This is a genomic window from Nocardia sp. NPDC050710, assembly GCF_040654375.1.
Lineage (GTDB): Bacteria > Actinomycetota > Actinomycetes > Mycobacteriales > Mycobacteriaceae > Nocardia.
Map to the genome: position 1 here is coordinate 97952 of NZ_JBFAHV010000017.1, position 20678 is coordinate 118629.

Genomic DNA, 20678 nt, shown 5'->3' on the forward strand with positions numbered 1-20678 from the left:
ACATGGTAGAGCCGGGGGTGATCCGTCGGGATCATCCCCGGCGCAGCCGTTTTCAGGGCGCGCGGTAGGTGCGCGCCACCAGCGCCGACCGCAAATACCAGAGCCCGGACGGCTGCGACGGATCGAAGCCGGTGAGCTGGCCGATCCGCTTGAGCCGGTAGTCGACGGTATTGGTGTGCACATGTAGCACCCGGGCGGTGCGCTGTCGGTTGAGGTTGTTGCCGATGTGGCGTTGCAATGTCTCCAGCAGTTCGGGATGTGCATCCAACGGATCCAGTAGCGAGCCGAGGTATTCGCGCCCGGGGCCCGGGCGGGTGAGCTGGTATTCCAAGGCCAGCTCGTCGAATCGGTACATCCCCGGCACCGCTTGCAGCCGCTGCACCATGTCGAGAAGTTCGTGCGCTTGGTCGGCGGCGTTCGGGATCTGTTGCGGCGCGGCATCGATCATGGTCGCGGTGATCCCGACCTGGGCGGCGTGCGACAGCTGGGTGATCAGGGTGTCGAGTTCGACATTGTCGAACATGGCCGATGGTACGAGTATGGTTCCGCCGTCCACACTGAGTAGCGACAGCGCACTGTTCCCACACCGCATCGCGAGTTCGGCCTGCACCCGCCGCAACTTGCGTCGCGCCACCACCTGACCGTCCACCGCCGGGTTATGTTCTTCACGATGCGGCGGGATTGCCACCGCGACAACTGCATACGAATCTGCTATCGCAATGCCGCATTCCCGGGCCATTGTCGAGGTGCTGTGCCCGCCGAGCAGCGCCGAGGTGAGGGTGTGCACCGCGGTGTGGTGTTCGCTGACCACCGCACGCAATTCGCGTACGTAGGCGACCGAGATCGCGGAGGTGATCTGGTCCAGCATCTCGAGCACGGCCTTGGCGCCGTCGACGAGATTGTCGTAGTCCTTGATGGACGCGCCGGAGACGACCAGATCGAGCCCGATCTTGAAGCCCTCGTGGATCGAGTGGTGGATGGTGTCGATGGGCACGCCCTCGCGGGCCCATCCGGCGGCGGCGTCCTGCAGGCGTTGCAGCTTGGCCGGGATGTCCTTGCCGTCCAGCATGCTGACCGCAAATTCCAGGCATACCCGGGTGATCGCCGTGACGTCCCCGGAGATCGCGTCCCCGGGTAGCGTGCCGCAGGGCACGACATTCTCCACGAAATGGCCCACCATCTGACGTGACAGTGTCCGTATGTCCTGCAGTGGCGACGACATCGGCTTGCCCGACAGGGTAAGGCTCGGTCGGGCCGAGCTGTCGACGGTCATTGACGACTCCTTCCGCCCCCGGGAATTACTGTGTGGCGCATTCACACTAACCGCAGCATCGGGGGAATGGACCGATTCCGCGGCTTCTGTGAGATCGGAAATCGGCTCTCGGTCGATATTGTGATGCCTCACATAGTCGGTAGGTCTACCCTCCGGTAATGAAAGCCATCACATTCATGGTCGCTGGTAAAAGTTTGCCGTGCGTTCGAATGGCGCCCCGCGACGCCGGTATCGGGTAAGGAAGGCGTTAATCGGCTGGGCTTTATCGATGAAATATGGTAGCGCTCAATTCAATCAAAAAATACCGATAGGTTGGTTTCAAATCTCCCCCATCCGTTCGGTGAACCAATCGTGAACAGCGAACTTCCGAAAATCTCACTTACCGGGTCTTCGGTCATCGATTCGGGGGAATGGGCGTAACCCGAAATCGGGGTCCATGTTGTCTGGGACGGAGTGCTGTCATGCCCGGTTTCTTATGGGTGACGCGGCGTTTCATGCACTTTGCCGAGAAGAATTAGCCATCAGATTGCCTGCCGTCGAGAGGCGCTGTCCGGCAGTGCTTTTCGGATTGCAACCCGCAGATCAGCGGTGTACAGATTGGTCAAGGCGCGACTGTGGTTGCTGACAGTTGTGCACAGTGACGAGATATGAGGCATTACAGTCTTGGTTGTCGATATCGGAGGACAAGTGATCGCGGTCTCGGCTGTCGTCGAATCCTGCGCTGCCCAGGGAAAAGTTAAGTTTTGTGTGGCATCGGCAAACGGTGCGTCGGGGGTTGTGCCGCCGGGGGGCGTGGAGGTTTCGAGCGCGACCGGGGGTGTGAAATGACCTCGCCGGATGCGATGACCGAGCGCGTACTGGAGCTGTTTCGCACCGGCCTGCGAGTCGACGATATCGATGTCGATACGCCGTTGCTGGATTATGGCTTGGACTCGGTACAATCGGCCGAAATCATCATCGAACTCGAGCGTGCCTTCGGTGTGGAGATCTCCGACGCGGAGGCCGCCACATTGCATACCGCGCGCGATGTGATCGAGTGCGTGACGGCCGAGGTGGGCCGCCGCACCGGGGCCGGAGCGTAGTCGCGTGGCCTCGAGAGTTCAGTACGAGGGTGCGGCGACGGCCGACTCGGCCGCCGCGTCGCCGGAGCTGTTCGATGACTTCGCGCGGTACAACCGGCCCGGGCTGGCGCGACTGTTGCGTGCCTGCCACCTCGATGTGGTGTACGCCGATGCCGAGGGCGACAACCTGATTCGCGCGGACGGCGCCCGGGTGCTCGATCTGGTGGGCGGCTTCGGCGCGGCGCTGTTCGGGCACAACCATCCGGCGCTGACTCGGGTGGCGACCGCCCGGTTGAACCAGCAGACCCCGTTCGTCGCGCAAGGCAGCGTCCGGCCGGGCGCTGCCCGTTTGGCGCGCCGGCTGTCGGAGCTGGTCGGCGCGAGTACCGGCCGCGAGTACGTCGTGACCTTCGGATCCACCGGCGCCGACGCGGTCGAGGCGGCCGTCCGGCATGCGGCGGTCGCGCACGCCCGCGGCCTGGCCGAACTGCGCACCGAACTGCGGCGCACGCTGCGGCAGGTACGCCGTGACGGACTGCATGCGGTGCGTCCGGTAACGGCCCCGGAGAGCGGATCCGGCCCGGAGGGTGAGGAAACTCGCTCGGCGGCAGCGGTTCTGGAGGATTCGCTGCGCATCGTCGAGGAAGTCGCGCGGCGCGGACCCGTCTTCGTTTCGCTGGCGAATGCCTTCCACGGCAAGACGGCGGGCGCCTTCGCGCTCACCGAGCAGGCCGATACCCCGGCGGACCTGGTGGTTCCGGGGCCCGAGCGTCGCAAGCTCGACACCTGGGCGCCCGATGACGTGGCCGGTGCGTTTGCCGAGGAACTGCGACCGGTATCCCGGATCAGCGTGGACGCTACCGGTCGGCCGGTGCTGTCCCAGACGCATATATCGCCGATTGCCGCGGTATTCGCCGAACCCATCCAGGGGGAGGGCGGGGTCCGCGAGGTACCCGCCGCCACCCTGTGCGCCCTGCGCGAACTCGCGGATCGGCACGCGGCGGCACTGGTACTCGACGAGATCCAATCCGGCATGGGCCGCACCGGCACCTTCCTCGCCTCGACGCCGTCGGGGGTCTCCGCGGACTATTACCTGCTGTCCAAATCACTGGGTGGCGGACTGGTGAAGATCTCGGCGCTCTTGGTCGACCGCGCCGGGTCGGTTTCGGACTTCGGCCGCTACCACACCTCGACCTTCGCCGATGACGAACTGTCCTGCGCGGTTGCCGAGGCCGCGTTGGACCTGTTGCGGGACAACCAGATCCGGATTTCCGATACCGGCGCACGACTGCGGGCCCGGTTGGACGCGGTGGCGCGGCGCTGGCCGCGGGAGCTGGCGGGCGTGCGAGGCCGCGGGCTGTTGCAGGGCATCGAACTGATTCCGCCCGCCCCGGAATCGGCGCTGCTGCGCGAGATCTGCGATCCGGACATGTTCGGCTACGTGGTCGCGGGCTATCTGCTGCACACCCACCGGATCCGGATGCTGCCCACGCTGTCCGCGCCTACCACGCTGCGCATCCAGCCGTCCGCATTCCTCGCCGAGGCCGATCTGGTCCGGTTGGAATCGGCGCTGGACGACCTCGCCGCCCTGCTGCACCGCGGCGACCTGGCCCGGCTGCTCGCGCACCTCGCGGCGCCGGTCACCACGAAGTGGCAGGTGCCCGAACATAAACCACCGTCCGAGCGGCGTACTCCGGAGGTGGCGAGGGATTTCGACGCGCCGAACCGGGTGGTCTTCCTCGCCAATCTGCCAGAGGCGGCCGATCTGCGCCGGTTCGCGCCGGAACTCGCCGAGTGGTCGGACGCGCAGTTCGCCGCGCTCTTCGAGCGGCTGCGGGGGGTGGCCGAACCCTTCGAATTGACAAGGCAACTCGTCACTTCGCCCACCGGCGCCACGGTCGAGGTCTGCCTGATCGCGGTGCCGATCTCCGCCGAGCAGATCATCGAATCCCGGCGCGCCGGGCATCGGGCCTGGCTGCGCGATCTGGTGCTGGAGGCCGTCGAACAGGCGATCGCGCTCGGCGCCACGGTGATCGGGCTCGGCGGCTACACCTCGATCGTGACCAATGCCTCCCGCGATGTGGTGGAGGACGCGGTCACGGTGACCTCGGGCAATTCGCTCACCGCCGCCTGCGCCTTCGAGGTGGTGCGCGTCGAGCTGACCCGGCTCGCACCCGGGAACCGGCGCGTCGGCATTCTCGGCGCGGTCGGAAATATCGGTGCTGTGATGGCTGAACTCATTGCACCCCTTGCCGATTCGGTAACCCTGGTCGGGAGACCCGGTTCGGCGAGTCGGCTGCGCCGGGTCGCCGAACAACTCATGCCCACCGCGCCGGGCGTGGTCGAGATCAGTGAGGATCTGGCCTCCCTGCGCGAGTGCCATATCGTGCTCACCGCGACCAATTCGGCCGTCCCGCTCATCACGCCGGATCTGCTAGCCGCGGACCACCCGGTGCTGGTGTGCGATCTGGCGGTCCCCGGCGACGTGGATCCCGCCGTCTCCGAACGCCCCAACATCACCCTGGTCTCCGGCGGCCGCATGGCGCTGCCGCTCGGCCAGACACCCCCCTTCCCCGAAACCGGATTGCCCGCGGGCGTCGTCTACGCGTGCATGGCCGAGACCGTGCTGCTCGGCTTCGAGCCCGAGACCGCGAGTCCCTCCTACGGCGGACTCACCGTCGCCGGTGTGCGCGCCGCCCGCGAGTTGGCGGCACGTCACGAGGTGCGCCCGGTTCTGCTTCCGACAGGAGCCCCCACCGTGTCCGATAGCCCGACACCCGCGCCGATGTTCCTCGGCGCGGCCGACTTCACCCCCGACCGAGCCGGCGGTAAGGCCGCGACCCTGCACGAGCTGATCGTCGCGGGTTTCGAAGTGCCGCCGGGGTTCGTGGTGCCCGCGGAACTCGACCTCGACACGATCAGCGACGACGATCTCACCCGCTGGGTGCAGGCGCTGGGCGGATTCCCGGTCGCCGCCCGCTCGAGCGGTGTGCTGGAGGATCTCGATGACGCCAGCTTCGCCGGACAGTACGAGTCCTATCTGGACATCACCGAGGTGTCGGCGCTGCGCGACTACATCGGGCAGTGCCGTGACTCGGTGCATAACGAACGGGTCCGCACCTATCTGGCCAAACACGGCTACACCGAGGCGAAGGCGTCGGTGGCCGTACTGGTGCAGCGGATGGTCGACGCCAGATACGCGGGTGTGGGTTTCAGCATCGACGCACTCAGCGGCATCGAGGAACATGCGGTCGTCGAATGCTGTGCGGGGCTGGGGGAGCGACTGGTCTCGGGCCAGTTGACACCCACCCGGTACACATTGCGGCTGTTCGACGGCGAGGTGGTGGAACGCGACGCGGGCGGCGAGGATGTCGAGCTGGAGCCGACGGCCACCGCCGAATTGGCCGCGCTGATGCTGGCGGTGCAGGCGCACCGGCATCGCCCGCAAGATATCGAATGGGCCATCGACGGCGCGGGCAAGCTGTGGCTGCTGCAGGCGCGGGCCATCACCGCAATCGCCTGGCGCACCGACATCGACCAATTCTCCGATGCGGACCTGCGCGACGGCGGTGTCTCGGCGCGGGTCTGCACGCCGATGATGTTCTCGTTGTACGACAACGCCTTCCAGTACTCGATGCAGCAGTTCTTCGAACGGTTGAAGCTCGCCGAGCCGGGCGTGCGGCCGGACTGGATGGCCATGTACTACGGCCGCGCCTACTGGAATGTCAGCGCGGTGAAGCAGTGCTTCTTCAAGATCCCCGGCTTCGACGAGCAGCACTTCGACGACGACCTCGGCGTGTTGAACGAGTACGGGCCCGACGGGCCGCACCGTACCCCGACCAATGCGAAAACCATTGCCAGGGCGCTGCCCGCCGCTCTGGCCGTCCAGCAGAGCTACCGGGACCAACTGGCCGCGGTGGACGCCTTCGCGGCGGAATGGCCCGCGAAGTACGCGATCTGGCGTGACCGGGTCCGTGACCTCCCGCAGACCGACGAGGCCACCTTCGCCGCCGACCTGGCAGACTGCCTGCTCACCTTCCATGCCGCCACCGAACGCACCTACTTCACCACCATCTACAACAACTCGAGCGTGCAGACCGACTTCAAGCAGTTGCTGGACAAGGTGGACGCCGCCACCGGCGGCTCGACCTCGGCCATCGACCTGATGGTCGGCCTCGCCGACATCAGCCATATGCAATTGCAGCGCGGCATCGTCGAATTGCACCGGGTGGCAGTTGAATACAGTCTCGACGGCGCCGAATGGGATGCGGCGCTAGCGGAGTTCGTGGCCGAGCAGGGCTTCCACGCCGACGCCGAGCTCGACCTGACCTGCCCGCGCTGGTCCGAGGCCCCGGAGCGGGTTCGTTCGATGATCGCGGTAATGCTCGAACACGGCACCGCCCCCGCGGATCCCGATATGACCCTGGTGGAGCAGCGCAAGCGCTATCAGGCCGAATTCGACGCGCTACGGGCCCGGGTGCGCGCCAAGCCGCTGACCCGCGTGAAGTACGCCAAGTCCGTGGATAAGCACGTCGAGCGGATGCGGCAGTATCTCGTCGCGCGCGAGCGGATGCGGGAATTCTCCTCGCAGTGCTACGCGATCGTGCGGGCCTACGTGGTGGAGGCGGGCGTCCGGCTGGCCGCGGCGGGCACGCTCGAATACGCCGACGACGCGTTCCAGTTGAGCATCCACGAGTTGAGCGATCTCGTCGCGGGGCGCGTCGAGGTAGCCGAGCTGACGCCCCGGATCGTCTATCGCCGTGCGGTATACGCGGGATATCGGGATCTGACGCCGCCGCACGAACTCGGCGGCGGGGTCACCGTCGGGGCGGTGCGCGAAATCGGCGACGGCGATCTCACCGGACTCGGGTGCAGTCCCGGTGTCGCCGAGGGCACCGCCAGGGTCATCACCGCGCTGTCCGATATCGACCAGCTGCGCGAGGGTGACATCCTGGTCACCCGTTTCACCGACCCGGGCTGGACCCCGGCGCTCGGCCTGGTCGCCGCGGTCGTCACCGAGGTGGGCGGCATGCTCTCGCACGCCGCCGTCATCGGGCGCGAATACGGGATCCCCGCGGTGCTGAACGTCGCGGGTGCGACGAGCGCGGTGCGCTCGGGCCAGCGGATCCGGGTCGACGGAAGCGCGGGCGTGATCAGCGTCCTCGATGCGGCGACGGTTGCCGACGCGGCCGCGCGGGACGGCGCGCCGACGGTGGACGCGCAGTCGCGCAGCGAGCCGCCGGTGTCGCTGGAAAGCCCCGAAACAGTCACCACCACAGTCGAATCGGACAACACGACAACGATCGAATCGTCGAGTGCACCGGCCGAGGTGGCCGCGCCCGCCGACGAACCAGCCCGCCCGGCGCCCCCGCGCCCGGCGCCGAGAAGGGATGAACAACTGACCGCACGCAAGCGCTTGATCTGCATCGCGGGGGGCGACGGCTCAGGCAAGACCACGCAGGTGGCGCGGATCGCCGCGGAATTCGAGGCCCAGGGCCACAGTGTCGCCGCGGTCACGATCTGGGACGCCTTCCTGGATCCGAAGGTTTCCTCGAAGCTGCCCTGGTCCAGCCCCTCCGAGATCTACGGCTACCTCAAGCTGCTCACGCCGCTGAGCCGCGCGCACTTCCTGTTCCACGCCATGCAGTTGTCGTTCGATCTGGCCGCCGCGCGCGGCGTGGACATCATGCTGGCGAATGCGTACTGGTACAAGTACTACGCCACCGAGGTCGCCCACGGCGGCGATCCCGCGATATTGCGGCAGCTCACGGCGGGCTTCCCGGAGCCGGACCGCACCTTCTATCTGACGGTCAGCCCGCAGGATGCGTTGGGGCGCAAGCAGTTGCGCAGCGACTACGAGAGCGGCTACGGGGACGAGAAGGCGTTCCTGGACTTCCAGCAGCGCAGCCACGACGCACTGGAGGCGCTGTCGGAGGAGTTGGCGTGGGTGCGTCTGGACGGCACCGCCGCCCCCGCCGATATCACCAAGGCCGTACTGGCCCAGCTGCGGGAGGACGACCGATGACCCGCCGCGTCGCCATTGTCGGCATCGACGGCGCGGGCAAGTCATCGGTCATGGCGCGGCTGCGCGAGCTGGCCCCGGCCGGGGATCCGGGTTCGTTCGCCGCGATGACCTGCCCGGACTTCCACAACACGCGCGACGTTCCGCTCACCGATCTATCCAAGCAGCTCAAGGCATTCAGCGTCGGATGCGACGAAATCTCCAGCCTGGAGATGAAAGCCACCGCCATGTACCTGCAGATGACGCTGTTCGGTCCGGTGGAACGTCACTTCGTGGACACCTGGGCGCCGGATGTCCTGGTGTTCGAACGGCATCCGCTGATCGAACTGCTGGTCTACGGCCCGCTGTACGTGGCGCTGGCCCGCCCGGAATGGAACGGTCACGATCGCGAAGCCGAGATCGCCGCGGTGCTGGAGCGACACCGGCCGGGCACTTTCGACGACATCCTGGCCTGGCAGCGTCGCGAATCCACCCGGCTCGGCAGCGCCCCCGATATCTGGCTGCTGCTGTCGGAGATCGCCGACCTGGTGGGCCGCGAAATCACCGCATCGGTCGCGGGTTTCGCCGCCCGCTTCCGCACCACCCTGCCCGATGCCGTGCTCTGGCTGGACGCCCCGCCGGAGCAGGCTGCGGCCCGTTGCGCGGAACGGTCCGCCGACGGCTTCAAGGAGGCGCACGAAACCGCGGAACGGCTCGCCGCCCTGCGCGCGGGCTACCTGCGGGTGCGCGACACCCTCGCGGTCGCCTACCCGGAGGTCGGCTTCCATCGCATCGACACCGGCGACGGCGTCGACCTCGACGAGTCCGTCCGCGCCTGTGTCATGGAAGGAAAGCTTTTCGGATGAGTGCACATACCCGTCCCGTCGCCGATATCGAGGCGCGGGTGCGCGCGATCGTCGGCGAGGTGCTGTGGGTGGCGGCCGACGATATCGATGCCGCCGCGCAGCTGATCGACTACGGACTGGATTCGCCGACGGCCATCGAGCTGACCATTCAGCTGGAGCGTGCGTTCGACATCGAGATTCCCGAAGATGTGGCGGCACAGTTGAATACGGTTGCCGAGATCATCGAGTACGTGCGGGGTGACGCATGACCGCGCGGCTGGAACCGCGGTACCCGAGTATTGTGCACGCACTGCTCGCGAATGCCGATCGTGGATCCGACGGCGCGTCGACGATCTTCGTGCCGGAACGGGGCGTCGACGGCGAATTCTCGTGGCGCCATGATGATCTCGCCGCAGCTGCGGGGCGGGCGGCGGCGGCGCTGTCCGCCGCCGGGGTGCGGCCGGGTGACCGGGTGATGCTCTCGCTGCCCACCTCCCCGGAGTTCGTCACCGCCTTCTTCGGCGCGCTCCTGCTCGGCGCGGTGCCCACCGCGGTGGCGACGCCCGGCGGATTCGGTTCGGCGGAGCTGTTCTACGAGAAATTCCACCGATTGCTCGACTACCTCGAACCGACCGCGGTGGTCACCACGGCGACCGTGCTGGAGGCGGCATCGCTCCCTGCGGGCACGGCCGGAATGGACGGTGCGGCATTGCACGCCGTGGCCGGTACCCCGGACGCGCCCGCGTTGGCTCCGCGGTTGCCCGAACCCGGCGATCTGGCGTTCATCCAGGCCACCTCGGGCTCCACCGGAACACCGAAGGGGGTGCAGATCACCCATGCCAATCTGGCCGCCAACTGCGAGCAGATCGCGCTTGCCGCGGCCATGGGGGCGGGCGACACCTGGGTGGGCTGGTTGCCGTTGCACCACGATATGGGACTGATCGGCGGCTTCCTGACGCCCGTATTCCGTGGTATCGACGCGGTGCTGATGCCGCCGAGCCGATTCCTGCGCAGTCCCGGCGACTGGCTGCGCGCGGTGAGCAAATACGGCGGAACCTTCACCGCCGCACCCAATTTCGCCTACGGGTACGCGGCGGCTCGGGTGACCGACGCCGAACTGGACGGGGTGGACCTGTCGAGCTGGCGGTTCCTGTTCTGCGGCGCGGAACCGATTCACCCGCCCACCGTGCAGCGCTTCGTGGATCGTTTCCGCGCCTGGGGCCTGCCGCCGGACGCACTGGTGCCCTGCTACGGCATGGCGGAGGCCTCACTCGCCGTCACCGTCGCGCGCCCGCACGCCCCGGTCGCCTACGATTCGGTATCCCGCCGCGCCCTCACCGGAAACCATGTGGCCCTCGATGTTCCGGCCGACGATCCGGATGCGATGCAGATCGTGGACTGCGGCGAGCCGGTGCTCGGCACGGAGGTGCGCATCGTCGACGTCGACGGCGCACCCTGCGGTGAGGATATGGTCGGCCGGATCCAGTTCCGCGGTCCGTCGACCACCATCGGGTACTTCGGGCTCCCCGACACCACCGCGGCGGCACGCACCGACGACTGGTGGGACACCGGCGATGTCGGCTATCTGCGTGCGGGCCGACTGCGGATCACCGGCAGGCAGAAGGACCTGATCATTATCCGCGGCGCCAACTACCTGCCCACCGATTTCGAAATCGCCGCCGAGCAGGTGGCGGGCGTGCGACTCGGTGGTGTCGCGGCGGTCGGACACGCGGATGCCGCTGGTCTGTCCGAGGACCTGCACCTCATTGTCGAATCCGGGCTGGCCGCCGACGAACACGACGCGCTGCGGCGCGCGGTGCGGGTCGCGGTGAGCAAACGCACGGGGGTGCTGGCCGCCGATGTCCGGGTGGTGCCGCCGCGCAGCATCCCCAAGACCACGAGTGGCAAGGTGCAGCGCGCCGAGGCTCGACGCATCTTCCTCGAACTGGCGGCGCCGCAACTGGTCGAAGCCGGGGGAGCGGCATGACCGGCCGCCCGCTCGCGGGGCCGGCGCTGCGGAATCCGCTCGGCGCCTACCTCGATTATCGCGCGGATCCGCTCACCCTGTTCTACGAGCAGGCCGTGGCGTACGGCGGCAGCGTGCGACTGCGGCTGGTACACCAGCAACTGCACCTGCTGGTGGATCCGGATCACATCAACCAGGTGCTGGTGACCAACGCGGCCAAATACTCGAAGGGCATCAGCTACCAGAGCCTGAACTATCTGCTCGGTCCCGGGCTGCTGACCAGTGGCGGCGAACTCTGGAAACGCCAGCGCGCCTTGATCAAACCGGCCTTCGCGCGCAGACATGTGGACACCGAGATTCCGCTGATGATCGCCTGCGGGCAGCGGATGCTGGAACGGCTCGACGCGCGAGCCGCCGACGGCGCGGCCTTCGACCTGGTTCCCGAGCTGATGGGTTTCGCGGCGGATGTGGTGTGTCGCGCGGTCATGGGCGCCGATATCGACGGGGTGCTGCCACAGATCGAGGACGATGTGCGCGCGGGCGTGTCCTGGGTGATGCGACATATGGCGGCGCCGATCCAAGTCCCGCCGACCGTGCCGACACCGGCCAACCGGCGTTTCCGCGGCGTACTCACGCGGTTGCACCGGGTCGTCGACGACGTCATCCAAGGCCACCGTGCCGCCGATGCCGGAGCGGCCGATTCACTGCTGAGTCGCCTGCTCGCCGCCCGCGACGACGCGGGCCACGCCATGGACGACGAACAACTGCGCCACGAGGTGCTGACCTTCCTGCTGGCCGGACACGAGACCACCGGCGGCGCGCTGGCCTGGACCATCTACGAGCTGTGCCGCAATCCGGCGGTGCTCGACCGGGTTCGGGCCGAGATCGACTCGGCGCTCGACGGAGTCGAGATGGCGCACGCCCTGCCCGCACTGGAGCTGACCGGCCGGTCGATCGACGAGGCGATGCGGCTGCACCCACCCGCCTGGGCCTTCAGCCGCACCGCGATCGAGGCCGACAGCTTCGACGGTTTCGATCTGGAGCCGGGGGCGATCGTGGTGATCAGTCCGTTCGTGAACCATCGCTTCCCCGAATTCTGGGACTCCCCACTGACCTTCGACCCGGACCGGTTCACCAAGGAACGCACCAGGGTCCGCCCGCCGTTCCGTTATTTCCCGTTCGGTTGGGGCGCGCATCTGTGCGTCGGCCAGCATATGGCGCTGACCGAATTGCGCGTCGGCCTCGCGATGCTGCTGTCGCGCTACGACATCGAACTCGTGAACGGTCTGCGGGTGCGTGAGAACCCGGAGATCTCCAATACCCCCGACCCGGTGCTGGTGCGGCTGACGCGGCGCGCACCAGCGGTGCCCGCCACCGACACCCTGGCGGAGTCGGCTCGATGAACGCAGGGCGCCGAGCGGGCGCACACCCCCATGCCCTTTCGATACACAGAGGCAGAAAGCTATGAACCCAACGAATATCGGCGCGGTGGTGCCCGCCGCGACGCTGGCCACACGGTCGGCCGCGGCGCCGGAGCACACCGCGCGATTCGGGGCCAAGGCCGCGAATCTCGGTCGCCTGCTGGCGGCCGGCTACCGGGTGCCGCCGTTCGTGGTGGTCACCACCGAGGCGTGCGCGGAAATCCTCGCGCCCGTCGCCGAGGGCATTGCCCAATTGCTGGAGACGCTCGACCACACCGACCCGGTGTCGCTGCGCTCGGTTTCGGCGGCGATCCGCGGCCTCATCCTCGGGCGCACCCTGCCCGCGGCGGTGGTGTTCGATCTCGACGCCGCGATCGCCGAATGGGCTGACGGCCCGGTGCGGCTGGCGGTGCGGTCCTCAGTCAGCGGTGAGGATTCGGCGACCGATTCATTCGCGGGCCAGCTCGATACGGTGCTGAACGTCGCGCCCGAAGGGGTGTCGCGAGCCGTGCTGGAGGTGCTCGCCTCGGCCTACTCCGAGCGTTCACTGTTCTATCGAGCGCACCGCGGTCTGGACAACTTCGGCGTCGACTGTGCGGTGCTGGTGCAGGTGCTGGTCGACAGCGCGGTCGCCGGGGTCGTCTTCAGCTGCAATCCGCAAACCGGGGATCCGGCCGAATCGGTGGTGTCGGCCGCGCTCGGTCTCGGCGAGGGTGTGGTGGCGGGCACGGTGGAGTGCGATACCTACTTCGTCGACAATGCCTCGGGCGTCATCGTTTCCCGCACCGTCGTCGACAAGCGAAGCCGCGTCGTCGCCGAATCCGGTTCCGGCACCACGGTGGCGGAGATCGCGGGCGGCAGTTCCGCGCCCGCGCTGACCGACGACCGGATTCTGGAACTCACGCGCACCGCGGCTGCGCTCGCCGAAACCTTCGGCGCACCCCAGGATGTCGAATGGGCCTACGCCGCAGATGGCACCCTGTTCCTGCTCCAGGCCCGTCCGGTCACCGCGACCGGGGCCCGCGAAACGATTTTCGACAATGTCAATGTCGCCGAGTCCTACCCGGGTCTGTCGAGCCCCTTGACCTTCTCCATCCTGCGCGCCGCCTACGAACAGGTCTTCCGGGCCTGCCACCGGGATTTCGGCGCGACCGGCGCCATCGTCGACCGGAATGCGGCGAGCCTGTACCCGTATCTGGTCGGTACCGCGCACGGACGGATCTACTACAACATCAGCAATTGGTACCGGCTGTTCCTCCAGATCCCCGGCATGGAATTCGCGATCGAAGGCTGGGAGGCCGCGCTCAATATCGAGAACAGGTATCAGCGTCCGGCCGCACCGAAACGCGGCCTGGCGCGGCTGCGGATGTACGCGCTGCGGGTGCGGGTTTTCGCGATCATCGGCGTCGGCTGGCTGCGGCTACCGCGTCGGCTTCGCGCCTTCTTCACCGAACTGGCCGCCTTCACCGCCGACCTCGACCGCCGCCTCGACCCGGAAACGCCCGAGCGGGAACGCGATCCGGAGGCATTGCTGCAGTGGATGGAACGGTGCCTGCACGAGCTGGTGCCCGCGTACTCGGTGCAGATTTTCAACGACTTCCTGGCCCAGCAGTTGTTCCACGTCGTGGGGCTGCTGCTGGAGCGCAAGGGCCTCGGCGCGACCGAGGCGATCACGCTGCGCAACGAATTGTTTTGCGGTGAGGAGGGCGTCGACAGCGTCGACCCGGTGCGCTCGGCACTGGCACTGACCGCGACGATCCGTGACGATGCGGCATTGCGTGCACTTTTCACGGGTCCGCTGGAGCCGCAGGCGGTGTGGAAAACACTGGCGCAGTCCGAGTTCAGTGCCTTCCGTTCGGATTGCCTGCGTCATATCGCACTTTTCGGCGATCGCACCGTCGACGAGCTCAAACTCGAAACCGACCCACTCGGGGAACATCCCGAGCGTCTGGTGCCGATGCTGCGCAATTACCTGCGCGGCGGCCAGAGCATCGACGAAATGGCAGCGCGCGAAAAGGCGATCCGCCGCGAAGCCGAGCACACCGCGGACGCCCTGTTCGGTGACAGCGCGGCCGAACGCCTGGCCTTCCGTATCGCACTGGGCCGCGCCCGCGAACACGTGAAGCAGCGCGAGAATATGCGCTTGGGTCGCAGCCGCTCCTTCGGCCTGGTCAAAAGGGTGTTCCGGGAGTTCGGCAACCAGATGCACGCCGCGGGTCTCTTGGCCGATCCGCGCGACATCTTCTGGCTCACCTACGAGGAGATCGCCGCGCTGACCCGCGGCACCGCCGTCGACACCGACGCCGCCCGCACGGTCGCCACCCGCAAACACGACCACGAGCAGTGGCACGGTACGGAATTGCCGTCCCGGATCGTCACCACCGGCATCGCCGCGGCGGGTATCGACGACCCGGCATTCGACACCCCGATTTCGGCAGTCGACGCATCCGCGCAGACAGTGCTGCACGGCATCGGCTGCGCGCCAGGGCGTGTCGAGGCGCCCGCGCTGGTGCTGGGCACCCCGGACCCGGAGGTGGAAATCGACGGCCAGATCCTGGTCGCGGCGACCACCGATCCCGGTTGGGTCTTCCTCATGGTCGCCGCGGGCGGCCTGGTGAGCGAGAAGGGCAGTGTGCTTTCGCATACGGCCATCATCGGCCGCGAACTCGGAATCCCCACTGTCGTCGGCGTTCCCGGCGTCACCCGCTTGGTCGCCACCGGCGATCGGCTGGTGCTCGACGGGCGCGCGGGCACCGCAACCATCGTGCACGAGGACGAATCATGACCGCGACCGTCGGCCACGGCGAGAACTTCAGTCTCGAACATTATCTCGACCCCGCAGCGCACACCTTCGACCAGCGCTTCGAGGAATTCCGGCCGTATGTCACGAATGCCAGGGGCACCGGCTTCGTCCTGCGCGAGATCACCGGCCCGGCCGGTCCGGTCGTCCAGGTACGGGATCCGGACGGGGGAGAAGTCCGCGAGCTGATCATGCTCGGCTCCAACAATTATCTCGGGCTCGGCAGCGAACCGGAGATCATCGAAGCCGCGGTCGCCGCGACCCGGGAGTTCGGTATCGGTTGCGGTGGACCGCCGTTGCTCAACGGCACCACCTCGCTGCACCGCCGCCTGGAGGAGCGTTTGGCCGAAACCAAGGGCTGTGAATCGGCGCTGGTGTTCTCCTCCGGCTACGCGGCGAATGTGGGCTGGGTAACCGGGTTGCTGCGCAACGGCGACATTCTGCTCTACGACGAGCAGAGCCACGCCAGCCTCTACGACGGCATCCAGCTCGGCCGGGTCCGGTCGATGGCCTTCGCGCACAATGATCTGCGGAATCTGCGGCATCGGCTGATGCAGGTGCGTTGGCGTAATCCCGGCGCGAATATCGTGGTCGCGGTCGAGGGCGTCTACTCCATGGACGGCGATATCGCACCATTGCCCGAGATCCGGGCGCTGTGTGATTCCTTCGGCGCCTGGCTGGCCATCGACGACGCGCACGGCACCGGGGTGCTCGGCGCGAGGGGGCACGGGACCGCGGAGCATTTCGGCCTCGGGGACGGCTCGGTCGAGCTGTACATGGGCACCTTCTCGAAGGTGTTCGCCACCACCGGCGGCTTCGTCGCCGGATCCAAGGATCTGGTGGATACGCTGCGCTTCTTCGCCCGCTCCTACATGTTCTCGGCGTCGCTGTCGCCCGCGGTGGTCGCCTCGGTGATCGCGTCGATCGATTTCATCGATGCCCATCCCGAACGGATCCAGCAGTTGCACGACAACACCGCCTATTTCGTGCGGGAACTGCGCCGAATGGGTTTCGCGGTGGATCCGCAGACGGCGATCATCCCGATTCTGGTGCCGCAGCGCCTGGCCGTCGCGGAGGTGGTGTCCGCACTGCATCGGGCGGGCGTCTTCGTCAACGGCGTCGAATTCCCAGCGGTGCCCAGGGAACAACAGCGCCTGCGGGTCTCCATGATGGCCACGCTCACCCGCGCCCAACTCGATTTCGCGCTCGATCAGATCTCGACCGTCGCCCGGAGCTTCGGTTTTCATCCAGAACAGGAAGGTGCGGCATGACCCGGACCGATATCGCCGTGGGCGGCACCGCGGTCGAACGGCTGCTGGTGCATGCGGCGCTGGCCGCGCCGGGCGCCGACGAACGCGCCGAATCGGCCGAGTTGGCCAAGGATGTCACCGACTGGGCCGAATTCTTCGCGCTGGCCCGGCTCAATGCGACGGTGCCGTTGGTCCAGCGCAGGCTGGAGGCCGAGGGGCTCTACCCATTGGTGCCGGATCCGGTCCGCGCCGATTTCGCCGCCGTCACCGCGCATATCGGCGCCGTCAATGACCGGCGCCTGGCCGGGGCGCTGGAGTTGTTGCGCCGCTTCGATGAACGCGGCGTGCGATGCGTGGTGCTCAAGGGCATGCTGTTCTCGACCGAGATCTACCACGACCCGCGCTACAAGCGAATGAACGACCTCGACATCCTGATCGAGTTGGATCAGGTCGAGACGGCCATCGAGATCTACCGCGAACTGGGCCTTTTCGCCACCTCGGAGTTGCTCGGCAAGGCGCCGAAGGTGCGGGCCGAGCGTTCGCACCACCTGCCCTCGTTCGTCTCACGTGACGGCGCGTTGGTGGTCGGCACACACTGGGGGCTTATCACCCCGCTGGCCCCCTACACCATCGACTACGCCGCGATCTGGGATCGGGTGCGACGCATCGACTTCTACGGCGTACCCGCCTGGGCCATGGCCCACGAAGACAATCTGCACCACCTGGGCGTACACCTGCCCTACTACAAGACCGGAGTGCGCGAACTCGGCGATATCTGGAATCTCGCCCGCTACGCCACCGATCTCGACTACGACCTGCTCGCGGGCGAAATCGCCACGGGAGGCACCGAAAACCTGATGTACCACGCCCTCTCGCTGGCACACCGGCTGGTGCCGAACCCCGCGTTCGCCGCCCTCATCGACCGGGTCGAACCGCGGATCAACCGTTTCACCCGCTCCGACACCGCCCGCAAGACCGCTGATATCCATGCGCTGCTGCGCAGTCGCTCCACCCACACCTCGCGGATCGAGAAGGCCTACACCGAATTCAATATGACCGCACTCGCGCACGAGAAGCGCACCAGCTTCGGGCGGCTCTGGTCGGATCTGCTGCTGGTGCCCGGTGCGGAGGCCGCGCGGATGAGTTCGCTGCGGGAGCCGAAACCGCTATCGGCGCTCGGCGCCAGAGTCGCCGCGCCGTACCGCCTGACCCGGGTGTTCCAGCGCGATCTCGGTCGCTGGCTGTTCCCCGCGGCGCTGGCCAAGACGGTCGTCGACCTCGGCGCCGCCTACGGCGCCCAGTTGGCCGAGCGCGCGGGTGTGCGCGCGGTCGCCGTCCGGCCCGGGATCGACGAGTACGCGGCGGAGTTGGGGTTGTCCCGCGCCGACCTGCAAGCCGTGCTGGACAGCCAGGAATGAGAGCGACGGGTGGGCCGGCGTCCGGTGGGCTCGGCGACCGCACCGTGCTGTGGGACCTGGACGGCACGCTGGTCGGCCTGCGCCGGCGCAGCTTCAAGACGCTGATGCCGCTGACGGCCGCGTTCGCCTTTCGCGATCTGACGCCGCCGCACCGCTTCCTGCGGGTACTCGCCGACGTCCTGCCGGAGGTGCGCCGCAATGAAACCGACCGCACCAATACCGAATTCATGGTCGAGCGGCTCGCGGACCGTCTGGATATCGCACCCGACCTGGTGAGCAGGCGGCTACAGCGGTTGGCCGACCGCGATTTCGGTAGGCTGCGGCGCTGTTTCCCGGCGCTGCCCGAGGCGGTGTCGACGGTGCGGGAGCTGCGCGCGGCGGGCAATGCCCAGATCATCGCCACCAACCCGCTGTGGCCGCTGAGCACCGCGACCACCCGGTTGCGCTGGGGTGGGCATGATCCCGACCTGTTCGAGTTCATCACCAGCGGCGAATCCATGCGGCGATCGAAGCCGCGGGTCGAGTTCTACGGGGAACTGCTCGATCGCCTCGGCCTCGCGGCAGAGGACTGCGTCATGATCGGCAACGATGCCGCCAACGACGCGCCCGCGGCCCGCGCGGGCATCCCGGTCTTCCTCCTCGGCACAACGGAATCCGCCGTGCCGCCGGAGTGTCGGCGGACCGGTCTGGTCACCACGGGGGATTGGCCCCGGCTGCGCGAGTGGCTGGGAATCGAGGAGAAGTCATGCTCGTCATCCTGAATCCGCAATCGAATGCGGGGACGGCCCTGCAACGCTGGCAGCCGGTGGAGCGCACCCTGCGGGACCGGTATCCCGGCCTGACGGTGGAACTGCCCGCCGATGCCGACCAGGCGGTGAAACTGGTGCGCGCCCACATCGAAACACCGGATGGCGCATCGCCGGAGGTGATCGTGGCGGCGGGCGGTGACGGAATGGTGAACCTGGTGCTCAACGCGATCATGGATCCGGAGACCGATCGGCCGCGCCGGGGCGCGGAGCGGATCGCCCTCGGCGCCATCGGACTCGGCAGCTCCAACGACTTCCACAAGCCGGTGCATCCCACGGCAACCATCGCCGACGTCGCGGTCCGCGTCGACGCGGCAAGCGCGGAGGCCGTCGACGTCGGCAAGGCCACCATGTTGCTGCCCGACGGCACGCGCACGGTCCGGTACTTCCTGCTGAACGCCAGTATGGGACTTGTCGCGGCGGGCAATGATTCGTTCAACCACGCCACCGGTGCGGTGGCCTGGCTGAAATCGCGCAATGTGGAGGCGGCCATCGTCGCCACGGCGCTGCGCAATATCGCCACCCACCGGCCGCTACGCCTCGAGGTGCGCGGCAGCGACTGGGTGCATACCGCGCCGATCACCAATATCGGGGTGCTCAAGAGCGTGCACTTCGCGGGCGGTATGTACTACGACACCCCCGTGACCCGGACCGACGGCCGGTTCGACGTGAATATCTGGGCGGCCGCGGGACGGCTGCGCATCCTCGGTCTGATCGCCGGGTTGTACCGCGGTGCCTTCACCGGCTCACCGCTGGCGACCTGCTACCGCGACACCGCGGTCGAACTGCGTCCCGACCGGCCCGCCCCGCTGGAACTGGACGGAGAGATCACGCTGGTCGAATCGGCTCGCCTCGAGGTGCTGCCCCTGGCGCTGCGGGTGTGCGCGGCATGACGGGAGTCGTATTGGTCACCGGCGCGGCCAACGGAATGGGCGCGGCGACCGTGGCGCATCTGACGAACGTCGGATACACCGTCGAGGGCTGTGATCGGATCGCCGGGCCGACACACGCCACCGTGGATGTTCGTGACACCGAGTCCGTGCGCACCTGGGTGAAGGAGGTGGCGGCGCGGCACGGTCGTATCGATGCCGTGGTCACCTTCGCCGCCTACGGCGTGGTCGGCTCGGTGGAGGAGACCGACCCGGACGAGGCCGCCGCGATTTTCGACACCAATGTCCTCGGCACCCACCGGGTGCTGCGCGCGGCACTGCCGATCATGCGCGCACAGGGCGGTGGCCGGGTGATTGTGGTCAGCTCCGGAGCGGGCGCGATCGCGGAGCCCTACGGCGGGTGGTACTCGGCGACCAAGGCCGCGGTGGAGCGGATCGGTGAGGCAATGCGGATGGAGGCGGCCGGATTCGGCGTCGCGGTATCGGTATTGGCGCCCGGATGGACGGTGACCCCGATCATCGAATCCGCGGTGCGGGTGGCCGCGCCGCTGGCGGCGTACGACACCGATCGGCGGGCGGTGCTGGAACGGGTCAGCGGATACCTGGCCGAGGGCCAACCGGCCGCCGCGGTTGCCCGGAAGGTGCAGGCCATCCTCGAGACATCCCGGCCGCGCCAAACCTATCTGTGCGGCAACGATGTTCGGCTCTCCTTCTGGACCCGTCGCCTGGTCCCGGGTCGGGTATACGAACGGCTGGTCCGCGGCTATTACGGAATTTGACGCGAGGGTAACTGTTCCGGGCCGGTAGTATCACCCCGGCCGGAACGGTCCCCAGAAACCGGGGGCTTGCCCGGCACGTGCCGTGCCCTGGATGGTGTGAACAGTGCCCATCTCCCCGTGCGCGTCACGGTAGGAGAGGCAGTGATGACGAACCGATAGGGGCAGGCG

The 20678-nt window shown here is 67.7% G+C and carries 13 protein-coding genes; 12 read left to right on the forward strand and 1 reads right to left on the reverse strand.

The features are described from left to right. Nucleotides 1–52: 52 nt before the first annotated feature. Entirely contained in the window at nt 53–1273 is a 1221-nt protein-coding gene (locus AB0H61_RS25615) for a helix-turn-helix domain-containing protein (protein WP_357309030.1), read from the reverse strand. A gap of 824 nt (nt 1274–2097) precedes the next feature. On the opposite strand from AB0H61_RS25615, the gene AB0H61_RS25620 reads away from it, so the two are divergent. The 12 genes from AB0H61_RS25620 (at nt 2098) to AB0H61_RS25675 (ending at nt 20510) form a co-directional block, all read left to right on the forward strand. Then, entirely contained in the window at nt 2098–2355 is a 258-nt protein-coding gene (locus tag AB0H61_RS25620; RefSeq protein WP_357309033.1) for an acyl carrier protein, read from the forward strand. A gap of 4 nt (nt 2356–2359) precedes the next feature. Continuing rightward, nucleotides 2360–8359, forward strand: coding sequence for an aminotransferase class III-fold pyridoxal phosphate-dependent enzyme (locus AB0H61_RS25625; RefSeq protein WP_357309036.1), 6000 nt, complete (start codon nt 2360–2362; stop codon nt 8357–8359). Then, complete coding sequence (locus tag AB0H61_RS25630; RefSeq protein WP_357309038.1) at nt 8356–9201, forward strand: hypothetical protein; 846 nt, start codon at nt 8356–8358, stop codon at nt 9199–9201. Before AB0H61_RS25625 ends, AB0H61_RS25630 begins: the two co-directional genes overlap by 4 nt. After that, complete coding sequence (locus AB0H61_RS25635) at nt 9198–9449, forward strand: phosphopantetheine-binding protein (RefSeq protein WP_357309041.1); 252 nt, start codon at nt 9198–9200, stop codon at nt 9447–9449. The genes AB0H61_RS25630 and AB0H61_RS25635 overlap by 4 nt, the downstream gene beginning before the upstream one ends. Then, nucleotides 9446–11167, forward strand: a complete 1722-nt coding sequence (locus tag AB0H61_RS25640; protein WP_357309044.1) for a fatty acyl-AMP ligase — start codon at nt 9446–9448, stop codon at nt 11165–11167. Before AB0H61_RS25635 ends, AB0H61_RS25640 begins: the two co-directional genes overlap by 4 nt. Then, nucleotides 11164–12549, forward strand: coding sequence for a cytochrome P450 (locus AB0H61_RS25645; protein ID WP_357309047.1), 1386 nt, complete (start codon nt 11164–11166; stop codon nt 12547–12549). The genes AB0H61_RS25640 and AB0H61_RS25645 overlap by 4 nt, the downstream gene beginning before the upstream one ends. A 61-nt stretch (nt 12550–12610) precedes the next feature. After that, entirely contained in the window at nt 12611–15352 is a 2742-nt protein-coding gene (locus tag AB0H61_RS25650; RefSeq protein WP_357309050.1) for a PEP/pyruvate-binding domain-containing protein, read from the forward strand. Beyond that, nucleotides 15349–16638 carry a pyridoxal phosphate-dependent aminotransferase family protein gene (locus AB0H61_RS25655; RefSeq protein WP_357309053.1) on the forward strand — a complete coding sequence of 430 codons (1290 nt, stop codon included), beginning with the start codon at nt 15349–15351 and terminating at the stop codon, nt 16636–16638. The genes AB0H61_RS25650 and AB0H61_RS25655 overlap by 4 nt, the downstream gene beginning before the upstream one ends. Further along, the gene (locus AB0H61_RS25660) at nt 16635–18035 is read left to right on the forward strand and encodes a nucleotidyltransferase family protein (RefSeq protein WP_357309056.1); all 1401 of its coding nucleotides are present in this window, start codon (nt 16635–16637) and stop codon (nt 18033–18035) included. Before AB0H61_RS25655 ends, AB0H61_RS25660 begins: the two co-directional genes overlap by 4 nt. Then, entirely contained in the window at nt 18032–18796 is a 765-nt protein-coding gene (locus AB0H61_RS25665; RefSeq protein ID WP_357309060.1) for an HAD family hydrolase, read from the forward strand. Before AB0H61_RS25660 ends, AB0H61_RS25665 begins: the two co-directional genes overlap by 4 nt. Next, the gene (locus tag AB0H61_RS25670) at nt 18781–19734 is read left to right on the forward strand and encodes a diacylglycerol kinase family protein (RefSeq protein ID WP_357309063.1); all 954 of its coding nucleotides are present in this window, start codon (nt 18781–18783) and stop codon (nt 19732–19734) included. Before AB0H61_RS25665 ends, AB0H61_RS25670 begins: the two co-directional genes overlap by 16 nt. After that, nucleotides 19731–20510 (forward strand): SDR family NAD(P)-dependent oxidoreductase, encoded by a 780-nt coding sequence (locus AB0H61_RS25675; protein WP_357309066.1) that lies wholly within the window; start codon nt 19731–19733, stop codon nt 20508–20510. Before AB0H61_RS25670 ends, AB0H61_RS25675 begins: the two co-directional genes overlap by 4 nt. Nucleotides 20511–20678 lie beyond the last annotated feature (168 nt).

Bases quoted from the DNA above. Each gene is read 5' to 3' on its own strand.
- AB0H61_RS25675 (WP_357309066.1), top strand. From the start codon at position 19,731: ATGACGGGAGTCGTATTGGTCACCGGCGCGGCCAACGGAATGGGCGCG.
- AB0H61_RS25635 (WP_357309041.1), top strand. From the start codon at position 9,198: ATGAGTGCACATACCCGTCCCGTCGCCGATATCGAGGCGCGGGTGCGC.
- AB0H61_RS25665 (WP_357309060.1), top strand. From the start codon at position 18,032: ATGAGAGCGACGGGTGGGCCGGCGTCCGGTGGGCTCGGCGACCGCACC.
- AB0H61_RS25630 (WP_357309038.1), top strand. From the start codon at position 8,356: ATGACCCGCCGCGTCGCCATTGTCGGCATCGACGGCGCGGGCAAGTCA.
- AB0H61_RS25660 (WP_357309056.1), top strand. From the start codon at position 16,635: ATGACCCGGACCGATATCGCCGTGGGCGGCACCGCGGTCGAACGGCTG.
- AB0H61_RS25650 (WP_357309050.1), top strand. From the start codon at position 12,611: ATGAACCCAACGAATATCGGCGCGGTGGTGCCCGCCGCGACGCTGGCC.
- AB0H61_RS25615 (WP_357309030.1), bottom strand. From the start codon at position 1,273: ATGACCGTCGACAGCTCGGCCCGACCGAGCCTTACCCTGTCGGGCAAG.
- AB0H61_RS25640 (WP_357309044.1), top strand. From the start codon at position 9,446: ATGACCGCGCGGCTGGAACCGCGGTACCCGAGTATTGTGCACGCACTG.
- AB0H61_RS25655 (WP_357309053.1), top strand. From the start codon at position 15,349: ATGACCGCGACCGTCGGCCACGGCGAGAACTTCAGTCTCGAACATTAT.
- AB0H61_RS25670 (WP_357309063.1), top strand. From the start codon at position 18,781: ATGCTCGTCATCCTGAATCCGCAATCGAATGCGGGGACGGCCCTGCAA.
- AB0H61_RS25620 (WP_357309033.1), top strand. From the start codon at position 2,098: ATGACCTCGCCGGATGCGATGACCGAGCGCGTACTGGAGCTGTTTCGC.
- AB0H61_RS25645 (WP_357309047.1), top strand. From the start codon at position 11,164: ATGACCGGCCGCCCGCTCGCGGGGCCGGCGCTGCGGAATCCGCTCGGC.